At 63.6% G+C, this 19,872-nt stretch carries 16 protein-coding genes, 1 tRNA gene and 3 pseudogenes; 13 read left to right on the top strand and 7 right to left on the bottom strand.

The genetic code is table 11. The annotated features are described in order from the left end of the window. Together EN906_RS03225 and yacG are read left to right on the top strand one after the other, a co-directional pair. A partial coding sequence (locus EN906_RS03225) for a Maf family protein (protein ID WP_206529067.1) occupies window positions 1-393 on the top strand: 393 nt, incomplete at its 5' end. Beyond that, window positions 390-587: a DNA gyrase inhibitor YacG gene (yacG, locus tag EN906_RS03230; RefSeq protein ID WP_127269085.1), complete on the top strand. Its 198-nt coding sequence runs from the start codon at window positions 390-392 to the stop codon at window positions 585-587. The genes EN906_RS03225 and yacG, both read left to right, overlap by 4 nt. 55 nt (window positions 588-642) lie before the next feature. On the opposite strand, the pseudogene EN906_RS38040 reads toward yacG, so the two are convergent. Continuing rightward, a pseudogene (locus tag EN906_RS38040) lies at window positions 643-855 on the bottom strand (ABC transporter substrate-binding protein); the annotation flags it as partial. Between EN906_RS38040 and EN906_RS03240 the strand changes: the two are divergent. The 5 genes and pseudogenes from EN906_RS03240 to EN906_RS03260 all read left to right on the top strand — a co-directional run. Further along, a pseudogene (locus EN906_RS03240) lies at window positions 827-991 on the top strand (helix-turn-helix domain-containing protein); the annotation flags it as partial. The pseudogenes EN906_RS38040 and EN906_RS03240 overlap by 29 nt on opposite strands. A 319-nt stretch (window positions 992-1,310) precedes the next feature. Continuing rightward, window positions 1,311-1,386, top strand: a tRNA-Phe gene (locus EN906_RS03245). A 155-nt stretch (window positions 1,387-1,541) separates the two neighbouring features. After that, a complete protein-coding gene (locus EN906_RS03250) occupies window positions 1,542-1,979 on the top strand; it encodes a hypothetical protein (RefSeq protein ID WP_023813918.1) in 438 nt (145 codons plus the stop codon). A gap of 174 nt (window positions 1,980-2,153) precedes the next feature. Next, the gene (locus tag EN906_RS03255) at window positions 2,154-2,624 is read left to right on the top strand and encodes a hypothetical protein (protein ID WP_127269086.1); all 471 of its coding nucleotides are present in this window, start codon (window positions 2,154-2,156) and stop codon (window positions 2,622-2,624) included. Next, a complete protein-coding gene (locus EN906_RS03260) occupies window positions 2,624-3,259 on the top strand; it encodes a hypothetical protein (protein ID WP_127269087.1) in 636 nt (211 codons plus the stop codon). The genes EN906_RS03255 and EN906_RS03260 overlap by 1 nt, the downstream gene beginning before the upstream one ends. Here EN906_RS03260 and EN906_RS03265 read toward each other — a convergent pair. From EN906_RS03265 to EN906_RS03275, 3 genes are read right to left on the bottom strand one after another with little or no spacing between them, the layout of a single operon-like run. Next, window positions 3,256-4,131 carry an alpha/beta hydrolase-fold protein gene (locus EN906_RS03265; RefSeq protein ID WP_127269088.1) on the bottom strand — a complete coding sequence of 292 codons (876 nt, stop codon included), beginning with the start codon at window positions 4,129-4,131 and terminating at the stop codon, window positions 3,256-3,258. The two genes, EN906_RS03260 and EN906_RS03265, sit on opposite strands and share 4 nt — an antisense overlap. A 24-nt stretch (window positions 4,132-4,155) precedes the next feature. Next, complete coding sequence (fhuB, locus tag EN906_RS03270) at window positions 4,156-6,207, bottom strand: Fe(3+)-hydroxamate ABC transporter permease FhuB (RefSeq protein ID WP_127272357.1); 2,052 nt, start codon at window positions 6,205-6,207, stop codon at window positions 4,156-4,158. Further along, on the bottom strand, window positions 6,200-6,997 hold the full coding sequence (locus tag EN906_RS03275) for an ABC transporter substrate-binding protein (RefSeq protein ID WP_245456803.1): 798 nt from the start codon (window positions 6,995-6,997) through the stop codon (window positions 6,200-6,202). The genes fhuB and EN906_RS03275 overlap by 8 nt, the downstream gene beginning before the upstream one ends. Window positions 6,998-7,398: 401 nt before the next feature. Between EN906_RS03275 and EN906_RS03280 the strand changes: the two genes are divergently transcribed. Then, a complete protein-coding gene (locus EN906_RS03280; RefSeq protein ID WP_164748871.1) occupies window positions 7,399-9,504 on the top strand; it encodes a TonB-dependent siderophore receptor in 2,106 nt (701 codons plus the stop codon). Between the two features lie 434 nt (window positions 9,505-9,938). Then, window positions 9,939-10,286, top strand: coding sequence for a hypothetical protein (locus tag EN906_RS03285; RefSeq protein WP_032808338.1), 348 nt, complete (start codon window positions 9,939-9,941; stop codon window positions 10,284-10,286). Window positions 10,287-10,372: 86 nt separating this feature from the next. Here the strand turns inward: EN906_RS03285 and ggt are convergent, their stop codons facing one another. The 3 genes from ggt to EN906_RS03300 all read right to left on the bottom strand — a co-directional run bounded on the left by ggt (window position 10,373) and on the right by EN906_RS03300 (window position 15,915). Beyond that, entirely contained in the window at window positions 10,373-12,112 is a 1,740-nt protein-coding gene (ggt, locus tag EN906_RS03290) for a gamma-glutamyltransferase (RefSeq protein WP_127271721.1), read from the bottom strand. 310 nt (window positions 12,113-12,422) lie between these two features. Further along, the gene (gene rhaI, locus EN906_RS03295; protein ID WP_164748870.1) at window positions 12,423-13,715 is read right to left on the bottom strand and encodes an L-rhamnose catabolism isomerase; all 1,293 of its coding nucleotides are present in this window, start codon (window positions 13,713-13,715) and stop codon (window positions 12,423-12,425) included. A gap of 97 nt (window positions 13,716-13,812) precedes the next feature. Next, window positions 13,813-15,915, bottom strand: coding sequence for a bifunctional rhamnulose-1-phosphate aldolase/short-chain dehydrogenase (locus EN906_RS03300; protein ID WP_127267355.1), 2,103 nt, complete (start codon window positions 15,913-15,915; stop codon window positions 13,813-13,815). Window positions 15,916-16,100: 185 nt separating this feature from the next. On the opposite strand from EN906_RS03300, the gene EN906_RS03305 reads away from it, so the two are divergent. The 4 genes and pseudogenes from EN906_RS03305 to EN906_RS03320 form a co-directional block, all read left to right on the top strand. After that, a complete protein-coding gene (locus EN906_RS03305; protein ID WP_023813909.1) occupies window positions 16,101-16,910 on the top strand; it encodes a DeoR/GlpR family DNA-binding transcription regulator in 810 nt (269 codons plus the stop codon). 55 nt (window positions 16,911-16,965) lie between these two features. Next, on the top strand, window positions 16,966-17,961 hold the full coding sequence (gene rhaS / locus EN906_RS03310; RefSeq protein ID WP_127375067.1) for a rhamnose ABC transporter substrate-binding protein: 996 nt from the start codon (window positions 16,966-16,968) through the stop codon (window positions 17,959-17,961). Window positions 17,962-18,045: 84 nt separating this feature from the next. Further along, window positions 18,046-19,587, top strand: coding sequence for a sugar ABC transporter ATP-binding protein (locus EN906_RS03315; protein WP_127269353.1), 1,542 nt, complete (start codon window positions 18,046-18,048; stop codon window positions 19,585-19,587). Next, window positions 19,584-19,872 (top strand): annotated as a pseudogene (locus EN906_RS03320) (ABC transporter permease); the annotation flags it as partial. The gene EN906_RS03315 and the pseudogene EN906_RS03320, both read left to right, overlap by 4 nt.

A 19,872-nucleotide genomic window follows, 5' to 3' on the forward strand; every position in this document is an offset into this window, starting at 1 on the left:
ATAGACCCGGTGCGAACGGCCCGACAACAGCCCAAGGCGGAAACCCTCGACGACGCTGCCAACTGCCTCGGGCTGTTGTCGGGCCGTTCGCACCGGGTCTATTCCGGCATCTGCCTGATCACCCCGGGTGGCAAGCTGCGCCAACGGCTGGTCGAGACGCGGGTGCGTTTCAAGCGGCTGCCGCGCGAAGAGATTGACGCCTATGTCGCCTCGGGCGAATGGCGCGGCAAAGCGGGTGGTTACGCGGTCCAGGGCCTCGCCGGCGCCTTCGTCGTCAAGCTGGTCGGCTCCTACACCAATGTCGTCGGGCTGCCGCTCTATGAGACCGTCGCGCTGTTGAGCGGCGAAGGCTTCAAGGTGCATGGCGGCTGGCTGGCGGGACCCCGGCTGTGAATTCCGATCCCAAAGTCACGCCCTTGCGCCCGAAGCGCCCCTGCCCCGAATGCGGCAAGCCCTCGGCGCGCGACACCTTCCCGTTCTGCTCGACGCGCTGCAAGGACATCGACCTCAATCGCTGGCTGAAGGGCGCTTACGTCATCAAGGCTCGCGACGACGAGGAAGAAACGGACCCCGACGATTCGAAATGAGCCGGGCGCCCAGTGACCAGATCTGGTCGTGATCGAGCTCGGCTGATGTGTGCGGGCCGGCGGCGCAGCCGGCGATCGACTTGCCGTACGTCGGCTGGTTGCCGAGATCCTGGACCGTGACCTTGACGTCGGGAAATTGCTTGTTGAAACCGGCAATCGTCGCCTTCAGCGATGAAGCCGCGACATTCCGGCTCCAGATGGTGATTTCGCCGGATTGCGCGAAGGCCGGGGCTGAGCCCAGGGCAAGCGCGAGCGCGGCGCAGGTGATGCATCAGGACGCCAATGTGCTGCGCGTCGCCATGGATTCGGGCTTCGGCTCGCTCAGCGCCTTCAACAAGTCGTTCCGCAAGCTCGCCGGCATGTCGCCCTCCGATTTTCGTAGAGGCGTGACCGGCGCCAGATAGGTGGCGGCGACCAATGCGGGTCTGAGCCGCGAAGCATTGTGCGCCTCGATCGTCGGCTAAAGGCAGTGCCACGGCATGTCAGCCGGCAATAGCGGCACGGACAGGGATGGCGAAGGCCGCATCGTGCCATGCCGTGCCCGATTCCCGCCCGCAAGCGGCATGGAAACCGGGGCACCGCACGGCGTCGCTTTTCCTGCCTGAAATCGCCCACTAGGCGCTGGACAGGCCGAATTCCCGTGCTATAACCCACGCGCTTTCAAGGGGCGCCCCACGGCGCCTCGATGAATTCCGGCCAACGAGTTTTCGTTTGCCGGAACAGGCCCAGATAGCTCAGTTGGTAGAGCAGCGGACTGAAAATCCGCGTGTCGGTGGTTCGAATCCGCCTCTGGGCACCACTACTCCCCGGTCCGTTTTGGACACACCCCATCGCGTCGCCGCCTGCATCGCCAAGTGGAATCACTTTGCGCACATTAGCCCGCAGACGGATTTAATTTGCTTGGCCACCCCTCAACCCTAGGGCAAACTGCCTGCCGGGGCTGCAGGAGGTGAAATGAGAGCACGCGCAGCGACGCTTGGGGATCTGGAGGATGTCTTTCGCGGTCTGTCCAAGCGGATGTCGGACGAATACGTGGCGGCCGGCAAGGACAGCAAGATCGCCTACGACAATCTGATGATGAATTTGAAGGAGGGCCGCGCGCACGCGCTTGTCGAGGGCGACAAGGCCGTGGCGATCATCGCCTGGCACGAGAACAGCGACGCCGCCGACACGCTGTTCGCCGCACGGGAGGACTTCTTCCGCGCCGCGACCGTTCGCTTCTGCAAGCGGCATATCAGGCACATCCAGGCGCTCGCCGGCAACCTCGCCATCCACTCGCGCAGTTGGCTCCAGGGGCCGGATGTCGCAAGATGGTTCGGCGTTATCGGCTATGTCGAGCGCGGCCGGGAGAACGGCGCCACTTTGTTCGAGCTGCCGCCGGCTCGCGGATAGGCAATCGCGGGATATTGCCTGGCAAGCTTGCAGTTTCGAGCGCTCTCCCAGGAGGGCGCGAAGAGACTCTGCCACCAGCCGTCCTGGCAGAAGCTGTGAGACGTGCTGCCGTTGATTTCCAGATGTTTCCTGCGACTATCGGCACGCACGCTTGCGGTGGATAAGGTCGAAACAATGCATCTGGACTACTCCGATCACGTCTTCGTCGACCTCGTGCCCGAGCAGTTCGGCGCGTCGGAAACCATCGTCGCGCGTTATCGCGGGCTTGTCGCCACCGCCTTTCGCTACCGATCCGGCGTTGCCGGGCTTCGGATCAGCAACGCGAAGGGCGAAATCGTCATGCTGCCGTTCCAAGGACAGCAGATTTGGGACGCGACCTTCCTCGGCCGCTCCCGGACCATGCGCTCGATGTTCGATGAGCCGGTCGCGACCCGCGACTATCTTTCCAACTACGGCGCGTTCTTCATCCACTGCGGCGCCACCGCAATGGGAAATCCGGGGCCGGATGACCGCCACCCGCTTCACGGCGACCTGCCCAATGCGCCCTATCAGGATGTGCAACTGATCGCCGGCAGCAATTCCGAAGGGCCTTTCATGGCGCTGACGGGGCGCTGTCGACAGACCGTCGCTTTCAGCCATATGTGATGGAGCCCACCGTACGGCTGCAACTCGACGCCAGCAGCCTCGCCGTCGACATCGTGATCGAGAACCTGAAACGCTCGGCCATGGAGTTGATGTACCTGGCGCACATCAATTTCAAACCGGCCGATGGCGGGCGCCTGGTCGACACCGTAGCGGATGATTCCGCGGACATTGTCGTGCGCCAGACGCTGCCGCCCTTTTTCACGCCGAGCGAAAGCTACCTTGCCTACCGCGATGCCGTTGTCGCCAATCCTTCGCGGCATCGCCTGCTGACCAAGGGCGAGCCGATCGACCCAGAACTCGTGCTGACGATGAGGGCTAAGGCGGACCCCCAGGGCTGGGCGCACGCCTTGCAGGTCCATCCGGACCGTACTGCGGATTTCGTCAGCTTTCGCCCCGACGAGCTCAATTATGCCGTCCGCTGGATCACACGCGGCGCCGACCAGGACGCGCTTGGCCTCGTGCTGCCGGCCACCGCCGAACCAGACGGCTATCTTGCGGCCAAGGAAAGAGGCCGCCTGGTTCGCGTCGCACCCGGGGAAAAATTCCGCTGTGCCCTGCGTTTTGGCGCTATGGACGCGGACGCAGCCACACAACGAGAACAAGCCATTGCAGCGTTGAGAGGTGAAGGCCGTTAGTCGCAAGCCCTGACCGCAAACGCTGCCTGAACCGCACGATTGACCGTGACCGGCAGGATCGACATGTGGTTCTCGCCGGCGTGCAGCTCGAAGCGCGCACGCACGCCCGGGAGAGCATCAAGCCGCTGCGCCATTGCCCGCGCGAATTCGTCGGTGCATGTCACCTTCTTCTGCTGGAGGCGCTTTTCCTCGTCCTCGGCGCCAATCTGAAACGGCGCCAGCTTCTCGGTCTCGTACTCGCCGGCCGACAGGATCACGGTCGTCGCCAAACCAGCGGGGATGGCGGCCTCGAAGGTTTCGAGAAAGCGATCGATGGCACGGTCTTCCCAATAGATGGCGGGGCTCGCCGCGATCCAGGTCTGGAAGGCCGAGGGCCGCGTGAACAGGGCATAGAGCGCAAACAAGCCACCGAAGGAATGGCCATAAAGCGCCTGGCGGCTAGCGTCGACCGTGATCCGACTGGCGACCCACGGCTTCAACTCGTCCTCGATGAAGGCAAGGAACTCCCCTGCCCCACCGGTCCGGACTTCGGGCGTGCCCTCATAGAAGGGCGGATAGGTCTTGCCCGGCGGCGGGCCGAGATCCCATGAGCGGCGCAGCGGGTCATAGGCGCCCTCGACGGGATAGCCGATGGCGACGATGACGCCCCAGCCGACATTGGTGCCCGTTGGATAGAAGGCCTGCGCGCGCATGGCGTCGACCGCCGTGCCGATGACGGCGTTGCCGTCGGTCATGTAGAGCACAGGCCAGCCGGCCTCGGGCACCGGCCCGGACGGCACATGCAGGAATATCCGCCAGGGGGCGCCGCCCTGCGCCGGGACAAGATCGTGGACCGTGGTGTCGGCGATCAAGGCTGGCATCGACTTGGACATCGATATCTCCACAAGGGCTAAAGGTCAGCGGCGGCGCAGCAGCCACATCAGCACCGGGCCGCCGATCAGTGTGGCGACGAGACCGGCCGGGACCTGGCGCGGGAAGATGGCGGTGCGGCCCACCCAGTCGGCGGCGACCATGATCAGCGCGCCGGCGAGCACCGCGCCAACGGCCTGCGGCAGCGCACGGGAGAGGCCAAGGCGACGGGCAAGGTGCGGCGCCATCAGGCCGATGAAGGTCAGCGGACCGACGATCAGCGTCGAGGCTGCGGTGAGTGCCGCGACCACCAGCAGCACGAGAAGCCGCGTCCTCTTCAGGTCAATGCCAAGGCCTTGCACAGCGGCGGGGCCAAGCGGCAGGATGTCGAGCCAACGCATGAAGAAAGGCGCGAGTGCGAAGAGGCAGACGGCGATGCCACCGGTGAGCAAGGCGTCACCGACATCGACGCCATAGGTCGAACCGGTCAGCCAGTTGAGCAGCAGCATGGCACGCGGATCGCCGGTGGCGGTGAGCACCAGGATCAGCGCGTCGAACAAGGCCGTCAGAGCAACGCCGGCAAGCAGCAGCCGCTCCGGCGCATAGGCGGCACGGCGGCCGATCGCCAGCGTCACCAGCAAAGCGGCGAAGGCGCCGATGGTTGCCGCCGCCGTCTGAACCGGGCGTCCGGCATCCGAGAGCGCAAACAGCGCCACCATCATGCCGAGCGCAGCACCGGCGCTGATGCCAAGCACTTCCGGGCTGGCCATCGGATTGCCGGTCAGCCGCTGCATCATCAGCCCGGCAAGCGCCAGCATCGCCCCGGCGCTCAGCGCGGCAAGCACGCGGGGCCACCGCCACGACAGCAAAGGCTGCAGCTCGTCGCCGAAGGCGAAGTTCCAGCCATGCGGGCCCGGTCCATAGAGCAGGGCCAGCCCGAGCAGCAAAAGCAAGGCCAGGCCGATCGCCGTCAGCATAAGGCCGGGCCGGCTTGCGCGCGGCAGGCGCGCGGCCATCAAGGTCGGGGCTTCCGAGCCAAGAGCAAGGCGCGGCAGCAGCCAGAGAAGCAGCGGCGCGCCGAGAAGTGCTGTAATCGCTCCGGTCGGCAGCAGGTCGCCTTGCGGCCCGGTGGCGATCTGCACGGCCTGGTCGGCAGCCCACAACAGCGCCCCGCCGATCAGCGGCGCCATCACCAGTTGCTGGCCCAGCCGCCGGGCACCGCCGATGCGCGCGAGCGTCGCCGCGGCCAGGCCGACGAAACCGATGACGCCGACAGCGGCAACGACAAACGCGATCAGCGCGACGGCGGCCGCCAGTCCGGCGAAGCGATAGGCGCCGAGCGGCACGCCAAGACTGCGCGCGCCTTCATCGTCGAGGCCAAGCAAGGTCAGTGGCCGCACCATGAAGAAGATCGCAAGCGCAGCAGTGCCGATGCGCGGCAACAGCCACAGCGTCGTCGACCAGTCCTGCTGGCCGAGCGAACCGGCGCCCCAGATGAACAGGCTGGCCAGCCATTCATGCCGCAGCACAATGAGAGCGGCACCGATGGCGCCGGCATAAAGGCTGACCACAAGCCCCGCCAGCACCACCGAAAGCGGCGACAGGCCCTTGTGCCAGGACAGAGCGAAAACGGCGGCAAGGGCGACGAATGCGCCAGCCAGCGCCACCCATTCGCGCCCGAAGGCAAGCAGCGACGGTGACAGAAGCGTCGTCAGCGCCAGCGCCAGATAGGCACCGGCCGAGACGCCGACCGTTTCGGGCGAGGCAAGCGGGTTGCGCAGAACCTGCTGCAGGACGGTTCCGGCAAGCCCGAGCGCCGCACCGCACAGAAGGCTGACGGCAAGCCGAGGCAGGAAAGCATAGTGGACGAGCACCTGCCGCATGTCGGCGATGTCGGGGGCGGCGAGCGATTGGAGCCAGAGCGCCGATGGTAGCTGCACGGTGAGGTTTGAGACGGTTGCCGCTGACGCTGCCGCGAGCAGCACCGCGCAAAGCAGGATCGCGCCTACCGGCTGATTGCTGAAAAAGCTCCACGCGGAGGCCCGGCCGGCCGACGCATGCTTCCCCCCTTGGGCAATGGCCGCAGCATCCTCAGCCACGGGCGGCCTCCACAGTCATCGCAGACGCCAGGACCCGAGCAAAACGGGTGGCGGACGGAAGGGCGCCGAACATATGGACGGCGGGAAGACGCATGATCGAGCGGTTGCGCACGAAAGGCATGGCGTTCCAGACCGGACTTTCGGTCAGCGTGCCGCCCGCGCCCTCGGGCAAGGGTTCAAGATAGGCGAGGCGAGCGTCGCTGGATGTCGCCAGCCCGTCGATACCAATGGTCGAAAACCCCCAATAATTGGTCTCGGCCGTCCAGGCGTTGGCGAGCCCGATGCGATCGAACACCTCCTGAAACAGACTCTTCTTGCCGTAGACGCGCACATTGCGCGGGTCCATGAAGCTGACGACATAGATCGGCCGCGCCGAAAGCGGCGCCAGTTGCCGGCGAACTTCCGAAAAATACGCATCTGTCGCCGCGATCAGCGCCTCGCCTTCGCTTTCCTTGCCGACAAGCCCGGCAAGCTGGCGCGTCGCCTCGAGCGCGCGCTGATAGGGCTGCCCGGCCTCGGTATAGAGCCCGATCGTCGTCACCGGCGCCACGCGTTCGAGCAGCGGCTTGATGCCGTCGAGATACGGCATGGACAGGATGATGTCGGGCCTGAGTTGCTGCAGCAATTCGAGATTGGGTTCGAGCAGCGTTCCGACATCGGCGATCTCAGGCGGCAGCGGCGGTTCGACCACCCAGGTCTCCCAGATGTCGCGACCGGCAATGGCAACCGGGCTGACACCGAGCATGAGCAAGGTCTCGGCCAGGCCGTCATCCAGGCAGACGATGCGCAACGGTTTCGCCGTGGCAGATGGCGATGCAATTGCGGCAAAGGGCAGAACGAAAAGTCCCAGCGCGCCGCGCCGGGTGATCCGACCGCGGAGACGGTCGGCCCTGTGGGATTCAAGGGCTGCCATCATCGCGCAGCGCCTGTGCGGAAAGCCGGCTGGGCGTGGATTTCAGGCACGGGTTTTCTCCAAAACGACGCATTCAAAAATCTGGCTGCCGGCAGCCGATGGTCGGTTGACTATGAAACATGACTTCCATAGTCAACATTGAAGATGACTAACCGAGTCAACAAATTTAAATTGGCGCAAGGCGGACCGGTCCTGCGCGCATTGCGGGCAGTGAGGGTATCAAGATGGGGTTGAGTGCATATCGTGCGGCGCGGCGGCGAAGCCGGACCCGGAGCCTCGTGGTCGCATCGCTTTCGACCCTGCTTTGCACCCAGGTCCTTGCGCAGGAAGCCGCGACCGAGCTCAACCCGATCAATGTCGAGGGACAGAGCGACAGCCCGGTCGGACCGGATGACGGCTACATCGCCAAAAACACCACCACCGGCTCGAAAACCGACACGCCGCTGAAGGAAATTCCGCGCTCGATTTCGGTGGTGACCCGCAAGCAGCTCGACGATCGCCAGCCGGGGCAGCTTGAGGACGCCTTGTCCTATCTCGCCGGCGTCACCATCTCGCCATGGGGCGTCGACGATCGCTTCGACCAATGCCTGATTCGTGGGTTCGACCTCTGCACGTCGGCGATCTATCGCGACGGGCTGCCGCAGAAAGTGATCGATTTCTCAGGCTTCAAGATCGAGCCCTACGGGCTGGAGCGAATCGAAGTCTTGAAGGGGCCATCCTCGGTGCTCTACGGCGAGAACGAGGCTGGCGGCATGGTCAATGCCGTCACCAAGCGGCCGACTGACAAGCCGATCTATGACGGCTTCCTCAGCTATGGCAGCTTCAACACCGTCGAGGCCGGGCTGGATATAGGCGGCCCGATCGACGATGCCGGCGTGTGGTCCTACCGGCTGACCGGCCTGGTTCGCAACGGCGCGCTCGAAACCGACTATTCCCGCAACGACCGCATCTTCGTCGCGCCGGCGCTCAAGTGGCAGCCGGATGCGCAGACCTCGCTGACCGTCCTGGCCAACTACCAGTGGGACAGGCTGACGACGAATCAGTTTCTGCCGGCGCAGTATGGCAATCTGCCGCGCAATTTCTTCACCGGCTCGCCTGACTTCGACCGCTTCGATGCCAACCATGGTTCGATCGGCTACCAGTTCAGCCATGAGTTCGACGACCATTGGACGGTGCGGCAAAACCTGCGCTACTCGCAGCAGGAAACCGACTACCGGCAGCTCTATTTTGGCGAGTGGCTTGGCGGCCCATACATCGGCGCAGACGAACATACGGTGCAGCGCACGCTGTTCACCGTGGATGAGACGGCAAGGCTGTTCAACGTCGACAACCAGGCCGAGTACAAGGCTGACTTCGGCGTGGTCGAAAACAAGCTGCTGTTCGGTCTGGATTACAGCAGACAATCGGTCGACGGGCGCAACGGCTACGGGGCGGGTCCGCCGCTGGACACCCAGAACCCGGACTACTCGATCCCTGTCACGCCGCCGAGCCTCATCATTACGGATCGCGTGGAGACGATCGGCCAGGTCGGCCTCTATGCACAAAACCAGTCCAAGATCGCCGACCACTGGGTCCTGACAATCGGCGGCCGGCAGGCCTGGATCGACCACACCAATTTCAACCGACTCGACGGTGCAGGCAGCTACGATCAGAAGGACCATGCCTTCACCGGCAATATCGGCATCGGCTATCTCTTCGACAACGGCCTGACGCCCTACGCCAGCTATGCCGAATCCTTCACCACCAATATCGGCCCGACCCAGTCCGGAGACGCGCTGCTGCCGTCGTTGGGCAAGCAGTATGAAGTCGGCTTGAAATACGAGCCGACCTTCTTCCCCGGCTTCATCACCGCTTCGCTGTTCGACCTGCGCAAGACCAATGTGCCGACGGCAGCAGCCAATCCCGTCTACCAGGTCCAGACCGGAGAAGTCCGCCATCGCGGCCTGGAGATCGAGGCCAACGCAGATCTGGCTTCCGGCCTCAGCATGACGGCGGCCTACACCTATCTCGACGCGGAGATAACCAGCGATGCCGCCGCCGTCGTCGGTAACCGCCCGGCCAGGGTGCCGGAACACCAGGCATCGCTGTGGGCCAACTATGAGGTTGGCAGCGGCGTGCTCGAGGGCCTGAGTGTCGGCGCCGGCGTGCGCTATATCGGCGCCAGCTTCGGTGACAGTACGAACACGGTTAACGTGCCCGGCCACACGCTGGTCGACGCGGCACTGCGCTACAAGAAGAATGGCTGGCAGGCAGCGCTCAATGTCTCCAACCTGTTCGACAAGACCTACTATTCGACCTGCTATGAGGCCGGCAGCAATGCCGACCTCAGCTGCATCTATGGCGAAGGCCGCGTCATCAAGGGCAGCCTCAGCATGAAGTTCTGATGCATGCCGCTCGGCTGCCTCGGCTGGCAGTGATCTGGCATGCGGGATCTGAAGCGCGCCGCATGAACCTGTGATGACGCGCGTCCAGAGCCGCGATTCGACGCGGCCCTGTCCTCCGTCCGGATGGCGGCAAGACGATTCGCACCGTCACGGTGGGCGTGCGACGTCCCGCTCGCCGAAAATCGCTGCCCGCGAAGCGCAATCCACGTCCCGCATCATTTTTCCTCCACGAATGCATTCCAGGATGGATGGTCCCACGACCGCCTCCGGGCGGCGCGCTCTGGATTGGATTGCCTGAAAAAGGCAACGAATCAAAAAACCGGCGGCGGTCGTCGCCAGAAGGTGTAGAAGACCGTACCAAACGCATTGAAGGGAGTGCGATCGGGTTGCGCTCGGCAAGGCTTGATGGTTTGTTGCCGCTATACGGAGAATGAATGATGCGAGAGCCTGCCGGTCAAGACGAATACGGGTCGACGAACCCTTTCGATCCGGACGACCTGCCGACGTTGAACGCAATCGGCCCGAGCATGGGTAGCGGCAATGATTTCGAGAGATATGCCGTTGCCGTGATCATCGTGTTCGGTGCGCTGATCATTGGCGGGCTGATGGCCGCATCGATGGTCTTCGGGCACCGCAACGGCTTCCTCTTCGCGCTTGGCGGCGCCACGTCCGCCTGGATATCCGGAAACGCGCTGCTGCTCGACCGGCCGCGTATCTATGCGCTGTTCGTCGGCATTGCCGCCTTGATGCTGGTTGCGTCCACTCTCACGCTGGTCTTGTGACGGCCAAATCGGTGTGAGCCGATCCACTTGAGCAGCGGGCGATCAACCCGAATCGCCACGCTGCACCAGGTTTTTCCTCCGAGCTGTCAGTATCCGAGCGCCTCGCCAGAGGCCGCGCGGCTGTCGATGGCGCCGTTGTAGCGCGCGCCGCCGCCCTTCTCGATTTCCGCCAGGCTCTTGCCGCCGACCAGGATGCCGGCCGCCTGCCCCCAGGTCTGGTCAGCGAGATCGAGGTGATATCCCATGCCGGCCAGCAGCTTTTCTGTGTCCGGCGACAGGCCGAACGGCTCGACATAAACCTTGTCGGGCAGCCATTGATGGTGGATGCGAGGCGCGTCGATCGCCTCCTGGATGTTCATGCCGTGGTCGATGACATTGACGATCGCTTCCAGCGTGATCGTGATGATGCGCGAGCCACCCGGGCTGCCGATGACCATGAACGGTTTGCCGTCCTTGGCGACCACGGTCGGGCTCATCGACGACAGCGGCGTCTTCTTCGGCTGGATGGCGTTGGCCTCGCCCTGGACAAGGCCGTAGAGATTGGGCACGCCGGGTTTCTGGGTGAAATCGTCCATTTCGTTGTTGAGCAGGATGCCGGTGCCGTCGGCGACGACGCCGGCTCCGAAGGAGCCATTCAGCGTGTAGGTGACCGCGACCGCATTGCCTTCATCGTCGATGATCGAATAATGCGTCGTCTCCTTGCTCTCGCCAAAGCCCTTCGGCATCAGATCCTGCGACACGCCGGCCCGGAACGGGTCGATCTTGTCGCGGATATCCTTGGCATAGGCCTTATCAAGCAATTTCGAGACCGGATTGTCGACGAAATCGGGATCGCCGAGCGCGGAATTGCGGTCAACATAGGCATAGCGCATCGCTTCGACCATGACATGGATGGACTCGGCCGATCCGGCACCGAGATAGGATAAGGGATAGCCCTCCAGAACGTTGAGGATTTCGCAGATGATGACGCCGCCGGAGCTGGGCGGCGGCGAGGAGGTGATCTCGTAGCCGCGATAGGTGCAGGTCACGGGCTTGAGTTCGCGCACCGCATATTGCTCGAAGTCGGGCTTGGCGAGAATGCCGCCCTTGGCGCCGCTCGCCTTGACGATGGCATCGGCGATGGCGCCTTTGTAAAAGGCATCCGCACCCTCTTCGGAAATGGCGGCGAGCGACGCCGCGAGGTCGGGCTGGACCAGCCGCTCGCCGATGCCATAGGGCTTGCCGTCGGGTTTCAGGAATATGGCGGCGGCCGCGGGGTCCTTCGCCAGCCTGTCGGCGCTGCCGGCAAACGAGGCGGCGTCGCCCTGGTTGAGGATGAAGCCGTCCCTGGCATAGCCGATTGCCGGCGCCATCAAATCCTGGCGGGACAATTTGCCGTATTTTTCGCGGGCCATCTCCAGACCGGCCACCGAACCCGGCACGCCGACCGCAAGATAGCCGTCGAGACTGGCCCCCTTCACCGGGTTGCCGTCCTTGTCGAGATACATGGTTTTTGTCGCCGCCAGCGGCGCCCGCTCGCGAAAATCGAGAAAGGTCGATTTGCCGTCCTTGAAGCGGATGGTCATGAAGCCGCCGCCGCCGATATTGCCGGCATTGGGGTAGACGACCGCGAGCGCATAGCCGACGGCAACCGCCGCATCGACAGCATTGCCGCCCTTTTTCAGCACCTCGATACCGACTTCGGACGCCAGATGCTGGGCCGTCACCACCATGCCGTGCTCGCCCTTGGCCGGCGCAGGCGATGCGGCGAAGACGCCCGTCAACGGCGCGAGGGCGAAGGTGATGGAAAGACTGGCGGCGATCAGTGTCCGACGGTTGAGAGGCATGGCGGTTCTCCGGGCGGGGGGACGCCTAGAAGACCGTGTTGGACTGATCGAGTCCACTAACAATTAAGGGAGCGTGAGAAGAGCCCCCTCACCCGGATTGCCAACTGAATTGCGAAGCGCAATTCGAGGCAATCCGACCTCTCCCCGAGGGGAGAGGAGGTTGTCAGCGCTGACGTCAGTCTCTTCTCCCCAGCGGGGGTGAGGCGTGGTCCGCGCAGCGGGCCAAAAGCCAACTGCTTGGCTTTTCGAACAACGAACGCCCGGAGGGTCGGTGGCCGCAAAACGGCCGGATGAGGGGGCCGGCTCGGCCTCAGACAATGCCGCCAGAGCCACCCACAACCGCCGGCCGTTCCGCAGCGACCTTGGCGCGGTAACCCGCCGCCCTATAGGCCGCGACCGGATCAATGGCGCCACCAGTCTTCAGCCGCGCCATGGCGAGGATCGGCTCGACATCGGTGCGGTAGGCGGCTTTCAGCGTCTGCGTCGCCATCAGCGCATCATTACTGTCCTGAAAACCTTCCAGCGCCTTGCGATCGACGAGCAGCGCCTGCGCATAGGCGCGCTGCACCTCGACCGCCGACAGCATCAGGCTTTCGATCGGATCGGTGACGTTGTGACTCTGGTCGAGCATGTGCGCCGGATCGAAACCCTCGGTGCCGGACAGTTCGGCATCGACCAGTTCGTTGAAGACGAGGAACAGCCGGTAGGGGTCGATCGAACCGGCATCGAGATCATCGTCGCCATACTTCGAATCGTTGAAATGGAAGCCGCCGAGCTTCTTGAATTGGATCAGCCGCGAGACGATCATCTCGATGTTGACGTTGGGGGCATGGTGGCCGAGGTCGACGAGACAGAACGCCTTGTCGCCCAATTCCCTGGCGATCATGTAGTTGGTGCCCCAGTCCTGCACGACGGTGGAATAGAAGGCCGGCTCGTACATCTTGTGCTCGCTGAACAGCTTCCAGCCGGCGGGCAGTCCGGCGTAAACCTCTTTCATGGCGTCGAGATAGCGCTCGAACGCCTTGGCGAAATTGACCTGGCCCGGGAAGTTCGAACCGTCGCCGATCCACACCGTCAGGGCCTTGGAGCCGAGCGTCTTGCCGATCTCGATACATTCGAGATTGTGCTCGACCGCTTGCCGGCGCGTGCCGGCATCGGCATGCGACAGCGAGCCGAATTTGTAGGAAAGCGCCTGGTCCTTCGCGTCGGAAAAAGTGTTGGAGTTCATGGCGTCGAAGCCGAGGCCAAAGCGCGAAGCCGCCTGCTTCAGCCGGTTCGGGTCGGCCTTGTCCCACGGAATGTGCAGGGAGACGGTCGGCGTCGCTTGCGTCAATTGCTGGATGACGGCGCAGTCCTCGATCTTGTCGAAGATATCGCGCGGCTCGCCGGCGCCGGGAAAGCGGGCAAAGCGCGTGCCGCCGGTGCCGACACCCCAGGACGGGATCGCCACCGCGAATTTCTCGACCTTGTCTCTGATAGCGTCGATGGCGATGCCGCGACGGTCGAGCCGCTCGCCGAGCGAGGCGTAGTCGCGCTCGAGGTTGGGCTTGCGCGCGGCGTTGTCCTTGTCGACGAGGTCGGCGGAGATGATGGATTCGGACAAGTGCTGGTTCCTCCCAAAATATATGCGGGCAGCGCTGCCCCTCATCCGCCTGCCGACACCTTCTCCCCGTATAGTGATGGGGAGAAGGGCGAAGCGGCTAGCGCGTAAAGCTCTGGGCGTTGCCCGCGTCGACATTGATGATGTTGCCGGTCGACTTGGCCGACATGTCGGACGCCAGGAAATAGATCGCTTCGGCGATGTCTTCCGGGAAGACCGAGCGCTTCAGCATCGAACGCGAGCGATAGTGCTCCTCCAGATCGTCGGTCGACATCTTGTAGGCGGCGGCGCGCTGTTCCTTCCACTCGCCGGTCCAGATCTTCGAGCCGCGCAGCACCGCGTCCGGGTTGACGACATTGACCCTGATCTGCGCCTCCGCGCCCTCAAGCGCCAAGCAGCGGGCGAGATGGATCTCGGCGGCCTTGGCGGTGCAATAGGCGGCGGCGTTGGGTGATGCGGCAAGGCCGTTCTTGGAGGCGACGAAGACGACGTTGCCACCAATCATCTGCGCGCGGAACAGCCGGAACGCTTCCCGCGAGACCAGGAAATAGCCGGTCGACAGGATGTCCATGTTCTTGTTCCACAGCGCCAGCGTCGTCTCCTCGATCGGCGCCGAGGAGGCGAGGCCAGCATTCGACACCAGAATGTCGATGCCGCCGAACTCGACCGCTGTCTCGGCAAAGCCGGAGATAACCTGGTCCTCCGAGGTGACGTTGATCAGCACCGGGCGGACGAAATCCTTGCCATAGACCTTGGCCAGTTCGTCATTGGCGCTGGCCAGCGCTGTCTCGTCGATGTCGGCCAGCACCACGCAGGCGCCTTCGCGCAGCAGCCGGTTGGCCGTGGCGCGGCCGATGCCGCCGGCGCCACCCGTGACCAGGGCGATCTGGCCGGCAAGCGACTTCGGCTTCGGCATGCGCTGCAGCTTCAGATCCTCGAGCAGCCAGTACTCGATGTCGAAGGCTTCCTGTGCAGGCAGCCCGACATAGGACGAGACGGTGGAGGCGCCGCGCATGACGTTGATGGCGTTGACATAGAATTCTCCCGAAATGCGCGCCGTCGCCTTGTCGCCGGCGAAGGTGAACATGCCGACGCCGGGCATCAGGTAGACGACGGCATTGGGATCGCGGATGGCGGGCGAGTCCGGATGCTTGCAGCTGTCGTAGTAGGCCTGGTAGCCGACGCGATAGGCTGCGATGTCGTCGGCAAGCCGCGCAATCACCGCATCGACATCGGGCTTGGCCGGATCGAATTCGATGACCAGCGGGCGGATCTTGGTGCGCAGGAAATGGTCGGGGCACGAGGTGCCGAGTGCCGCCAGCGGGCGCAGATCCCTGGAATTGACGAATTCGAGCACGGCGGCGGAATCGTCGAAATGGCCTGTTTTGTGGCTCTTCTCCGAGATCAGGCCCCGAATCCTCGGCATCAGTTTGGCCGCGATGGCACGGCGCTCGGTGGCGTCGAGTGCCTTGACCACTTCACCGCCGAAGATAGCGACACCTTCGGAGCGGCGCTCGAACCATTCGATCGCCTGGTTGATCACCGAGATCGTCGTCTCGTAGCATTCCCTGGGGGTGTCGCCCCAGGTGAACAGGCCGTGGCTTTCCAGGATGACACCCTTGGCATCGGGGTGTTCGAGGCAGAATTTCTCCAGCCACAGGCCAAGCTCGAACCCGGGACGCTTCCACGGCAACCAGCCGATGGCGTCGCCGAAGATTTCTTTGGTCAGCGCCTTCGAATCCTTCGCGGCGGCAATGGCGATGATGGCATCGGGATGCATGTGGTCGACAAAAGGCTTCGGCACGTAGGCGTGCAACGGCGTGTCGATAGAGGCCGCGCGTGGATTGAGGTTGAAGGTGCAGTGCGGCAGGAAGCCGACCATTTCATCTTCGTGCTCGACGCCGCGATAGAGACCTTTGAGCGCGCGCAGCTTGTCCATGTAGAGCGTAGCAAAGCCGTCCAGCTTGATCGAGGCGCTGTCGCCGCCCGATCCCTTGACCCACAGCACTTCGACATCCTCGCCGGTGAGCGGGTCTCTCTCCCAGATCTTCGACGACGTGTTGCCGCCGCCATAGTTGGTGACGCGCTTGTCGGAACCAAGTGTGTTCGAGCGGTAGACCAGAAGTTCCGGCCCGCTCATAGCGTGAGCCTTGGCCTCGTCCCACAGATTGGCGAGGCGCGCGCCGGTGCGCTTGTCGAGCATAAGAAATCCTCCCGAAGGCACGCAAAAGGCGCGGCCATTTGGCCCCGAATTTCCACGGAAGCAGCCGGCTTGTCAATCACAAACGATCAATATCGATCATATTGCACTGCACAATGAAATTATATGATCGGAAATGATTGACACTGCGCGTTTTGGGTGCCTAGATGCTCAGGCAGGGAGGAACCATGCACGAAAAAGAGCGCCACAGGATCATTCTGTCCGCTGTCCAGGAAAAGCCTGTGGTGACGGTGCAGGAGATGGTCGACCTGACGGAGTCGTCCGAGGCGACGATCCGGCGCGATATCGCGGCCCTCCACGTCCAGAAGCGGCTGCGCCGTGTGCGCGGCGGCGCCGAGGCAATCTCGCCGCCGCAGTTCATCGGGCTGGCCGGCCGGCCCTTTTCCGTCAACGAAACGATCAACGCCTCGCAGAAGCGGGCGATTGCACGCGAAGCCGTGGAACTGTGCAAGGACGGCGAACCGATCATCATCAATGGCGGCACCACCACCTTTCAGATGGTGCATTTCCTGACCGGCCGCCGCATGCCGATCTTCACCAATTCGTTCCCGATCGCCGAGCACCTGCTCAAGCACTCCAAGAACACGGTGATGCTGTCGGGCGGCACCATTTATCGCGAGCAGAACATCATCCTGTCGCCCTTCGACAATGACGTGACGCGCAATTTCTATGCGCGCCGCATGTTCATGGGCGCGCAGGGTCTGGGGCCGCTCGGCCTGATGGAGGGCGATCCGCTTTTGATCCAGGCGGAGCAGAAACTGATCGACCAAGCCGACGAGTTGGTGGTGCTGGTCGATTCCTCGAAATTCCGCAAACGCTCCAGCCTGATCCTGTGCGGCCTGTCGCGCATCGCCACCGTCATCACCGATGACGGCATCGAGGATCGCGAAGCCAAGATGCTGGAGACCGCGGGGGTGACGCTGATCGTCGCCCGCACATCCGCGACCAACAAGGAAGAATCTTCACTGCAGGCCTGAGGCCAACTCGCGCTCGCAGCGACGATGGAATGCAACGCTCAAGGGAGGAAATTCGATGAGCTTCTTGAAGAAATTGATGGTGACGGCTGCATTCTCAGCCGCCATGTTCGTGAATGCCGCCTATGCCGAAAACGTCAAGATCGCACTGGTGGTGAAATCGCTCGGCAACGGCTTCTTCGATGCCGCCAACAAGGGCGCCGAAGAGGCGGCCAAGGAACTCGGCGATGTCGACATCATCTACACCGGCCCGACCAAGGCGACCGCCGAAGCGCAGATCGAAGTGGTCAATTCGCTGATCGCGCAGAAGGTCAACGCCATCGCCATTTCGGCCAATGACGCCGACGCCTTGGTGCCGGTGCTGAAGAAGGCCATGGAACGCGGCATCACCGTCATCTCGTGGGATTCGGGCGTCGCCAAGGAAGGCCGCCAGCTTCACCTCAACCCGTCCGATACCGGCCTGATCGGTGAGACCATCATCAAGCTTGCCGCCGACCACCTGCCGGAAGGCGGCGAGGTCGCCATCCTGTCGGCCTCCTCGACCGCCACCAACCAGAACGCCTGGATCGACGCGGCCAAGAAAATCCTGCCGGAGAAGTTCCCCAAGATCAAACTCGTCGCCACCGTCTATGGCGATGACGATTCGGCCAAGAGCACCGACGAAGCCAAGGGCCTGTTGAAGTCCTATCCGAACCTCAAGGCGATCATCGCGCCGACCACCGTCGGCGTCGTCGCCGCCGCCCAGGTCGTCACCGACGAGAACCTGATCGGCAAGGTCAATGTCACCGGCCTCGCGCTGCCGTCCGAGTTCAAGAAGTTCATCGACAACGGTTCCAGTCAGGCGGTTGCCCTGTGGAACCCGATCGACCTCGGCTACTCGGCCGTCTACCTCGCCCATGATCTGGCGGTGAAGAAGGAAGAGGCGAAGCCCGGCGCCACGCTGTCGAGCGGGAGCGTCGGCAAGGTCACGCTCGACGACACCAACTCGGCTGCGATGGCTAAGCCAGGCAAGGAAGACAAGTCGAACATCGAAAAGTTCTCCAAGATCTATTGATCTGGAGTCCTCTCGAGCTGACGCGGCGGGGCTCACGTCCCGCCGCGACTTTAAACGAACCTTGTTTCAGGGCTTGATACGATTATGGACACGACAGCCCAACACGGCGCGGTGAAGGAGCGGCCTCCGGCCTCGGCTCCACGCCTGACGCTGTCCGGCATCTCCAAGAGCTTTCCCGGCGTGCGCGCGCTGCACAATGTCAGCCTGTCGCTCTACCCCGGGCAGGTGACGGCGCTGATCGGCGAAAACGGCGCCGGCAAGTCGACGCTGGTCAAGATCATGACCGGCATCTACCAGCCCGACGGGGGTACGATCAGCATCGACGGCCAGGCCGTCACCCTGCCGAGCGCGCATGCCGCCTTCGGGCACGGCGTCACCGCCATCCACCAGGAAACCGTGCTGTTCGACGATTTGTCGGTCGCAGAAAACATCTTTCTCGGCCATGCGCCGCGCACGCGATTGCGCACCATCGACTGGCGCACGATGCGCAAGAACGCGCGCGAAGTGCTTGACACCATGCATGCCGGCCACATCGACGCCGATGCGCGCCTGAAGGACCTCGGCATCGCCAACAAGCATCTGGTCGCCGTTGCGCGCGCCATGTCGATCGACGCGCAGATCGTCATCATGGACGAGCCGACCGCCGCACTTTCGATGAAGGAGATCGAGGAGCTCTTTTTGCTGATCGAGTTCCTCAAGAGCGACGGCAAGGCAATCCTGTTCATCAGCCACAAGTTCGACGAGATCTACCGTATCGCCGACCGCTACACGGTGTTCCGCGATGGCGAGATGGTCGGCGAAGGCCTGATCAAGGATGCCGGCCAGAGCCAGATCGTGCGCCTGATGGTCGGCCGCGCGGTCGATCACATCTTCCCGCAGCGCAAGGCCGAGATAGGCGCGCCGGTGCTCTCCGTTTCCGGCCTGTCGCATCCGACCGAATTCAACGACATCGGCTTCGAACTGCACAAGGGCGAGATCCTCGGCTTCTACGGCCTGGTCGGCGCCGGCCGCAGCGAGGTGATGCAGGCGATATCGGGCATCACCCGCACATCAGCCGGCACGATCACGCTGGAAGGCAAGACGCTCGCGCCGAAATCGGCGGCGGATTCGATCGATGCCGGGATCGTCTACGTGCCCGAAGAACGCGGCAAGCAAGGCGTGGTGATCGGCCTGCCGATCTTCCAGAACGTCTCGCTGCCTTCACTCAAGCGCACATCGAAGTCCGGCCTGCTGCGGCTGTCGGAGGAGTTCGATCTGGCCCGCTCCTACACCGAGCGGCTCGACCTCAGGGCCTCCTCGCTCAGCCAGGACGTCGGCACGCTGTCGGGCGGCAACCAGCAGAAGATCGTCATCGCCAAATGGCTGGCGACGTCGCCCAAGGTGATCATCCTGGACGAGCCGACCAAGGGCATCGACATCGGCTCGAAGGCCGCCGTGCACGGCTTCATGGCCGAGTTGGTGGCGCAAGGCCTGTCGGTGATCATGGTGTCCTCCGAGCTGCCCGAAATCCTCGGCATGTCCGACCGCGTCGTGGTCATGCGCGAGGGGCTCGTCGCGGCGGTCTACGACAACAAGGGGTTGGACGCCGAGACGCTGGTTCGGACGGCAGCGGGGATCGCGGCATGAAGGCTTTCCTGAAATACCGTGAAATCTGGCTGTTGGCGGCCATCGTCGTGCTGATCGGGCTGATTTCGACGCGCTTCCCGGCCTTTGCCGACCCCGGCAATCTGCGTCAGGTGTTCAACGACACCTCGATCCTGATGATCCTGGCGCTCGGCCAGATGGTGGTCATCCTGACCCGGTCGATCGATCTGTCGATGGCGTCCAATCTCTGCTTCACCGGCATGGTGGTGGCGATGCTGAACGCAGCACATCCGGCGATCCCGATCCCGCTGCTGATCGTCATTGCGC

The organism is Mesorhizobium sp. M7A.F.Ca.CA.004.06.1.1, from assembly GCF_003999135.1.
Lineage (GTDB): Bacteria > Pseudomonadota > Alphaproteobacteria > Rhizobiales > Rhizobiaceae > Mesorhizobium.

Coding starts and splice junctions, on each gene's coding strand:
- EN906_RS03315 (WP_127269353.1), top strand. CDS start 18,046: ATGGACACGACAGCCCAACACGGCGCGGTGAAGGAGCGGCCTCCGGCC.
- ggt (WP_127271721.1), bottom strand. CDS start 12,112: ATGCCTCTCAACCGTCGGACACTGATCGCCGCCAGTCTTTCCATCACC.
- EN906_RS03255 (WP_127269086.1), top strand. CDS start 2,154: ATGCATCTGGACTACTCCGATCACGTCTTCGTCGACCTCGTGCCCGAG.
- EN906_RS03300 (WP_127267355.1), bottom strand. CDS start 15,915: ATGCTCGACAAGCGCACCGGCGCGCGCCTCGCCAATCTGTGGGACGAG.
- EN906_RS03305 (WP_023813909.1), top strand. CDS start 16,101: ATGCACGAAAAAGAGCGCCACAGGATCATTCTGTCCGCTGTCCAGGAA.
- EN906_RS03265 (WP_127269088.1), bottom strand. CDS start 4,131: ATGTCCAAGTCGATGCCAGCCTTGATCGCCGACACCACGGTCCACGAT.
- rhaS (WP_127375067.1), top strand. CDS start 16,966: ATGAGCTTCTTGAAGAAATTGATGGTGACGGCTGCATTCTCAGCCGCC.
- EN906_RS03285 (WP_032808338.1), top strand. CDS start 9,939: ATGATGCGAGAGCCTGCCGGTCAAGACGAATACGGGTCGACGAACCCT.
- EN906_RS03250 (WP_023813918.1), top strand. CDS start 1,542: ATGAGAGCACGCGCAGCGACGCTTGGGGATCTGGAGGATGTCTTTCGC.
- EN906_RS03260 (WP_127269087.1), top strand. CDS start 2,624: ATGGAGCCCACCGTACGGCTGCAACTCGACGCCAGCAGCCTCGCCGTC.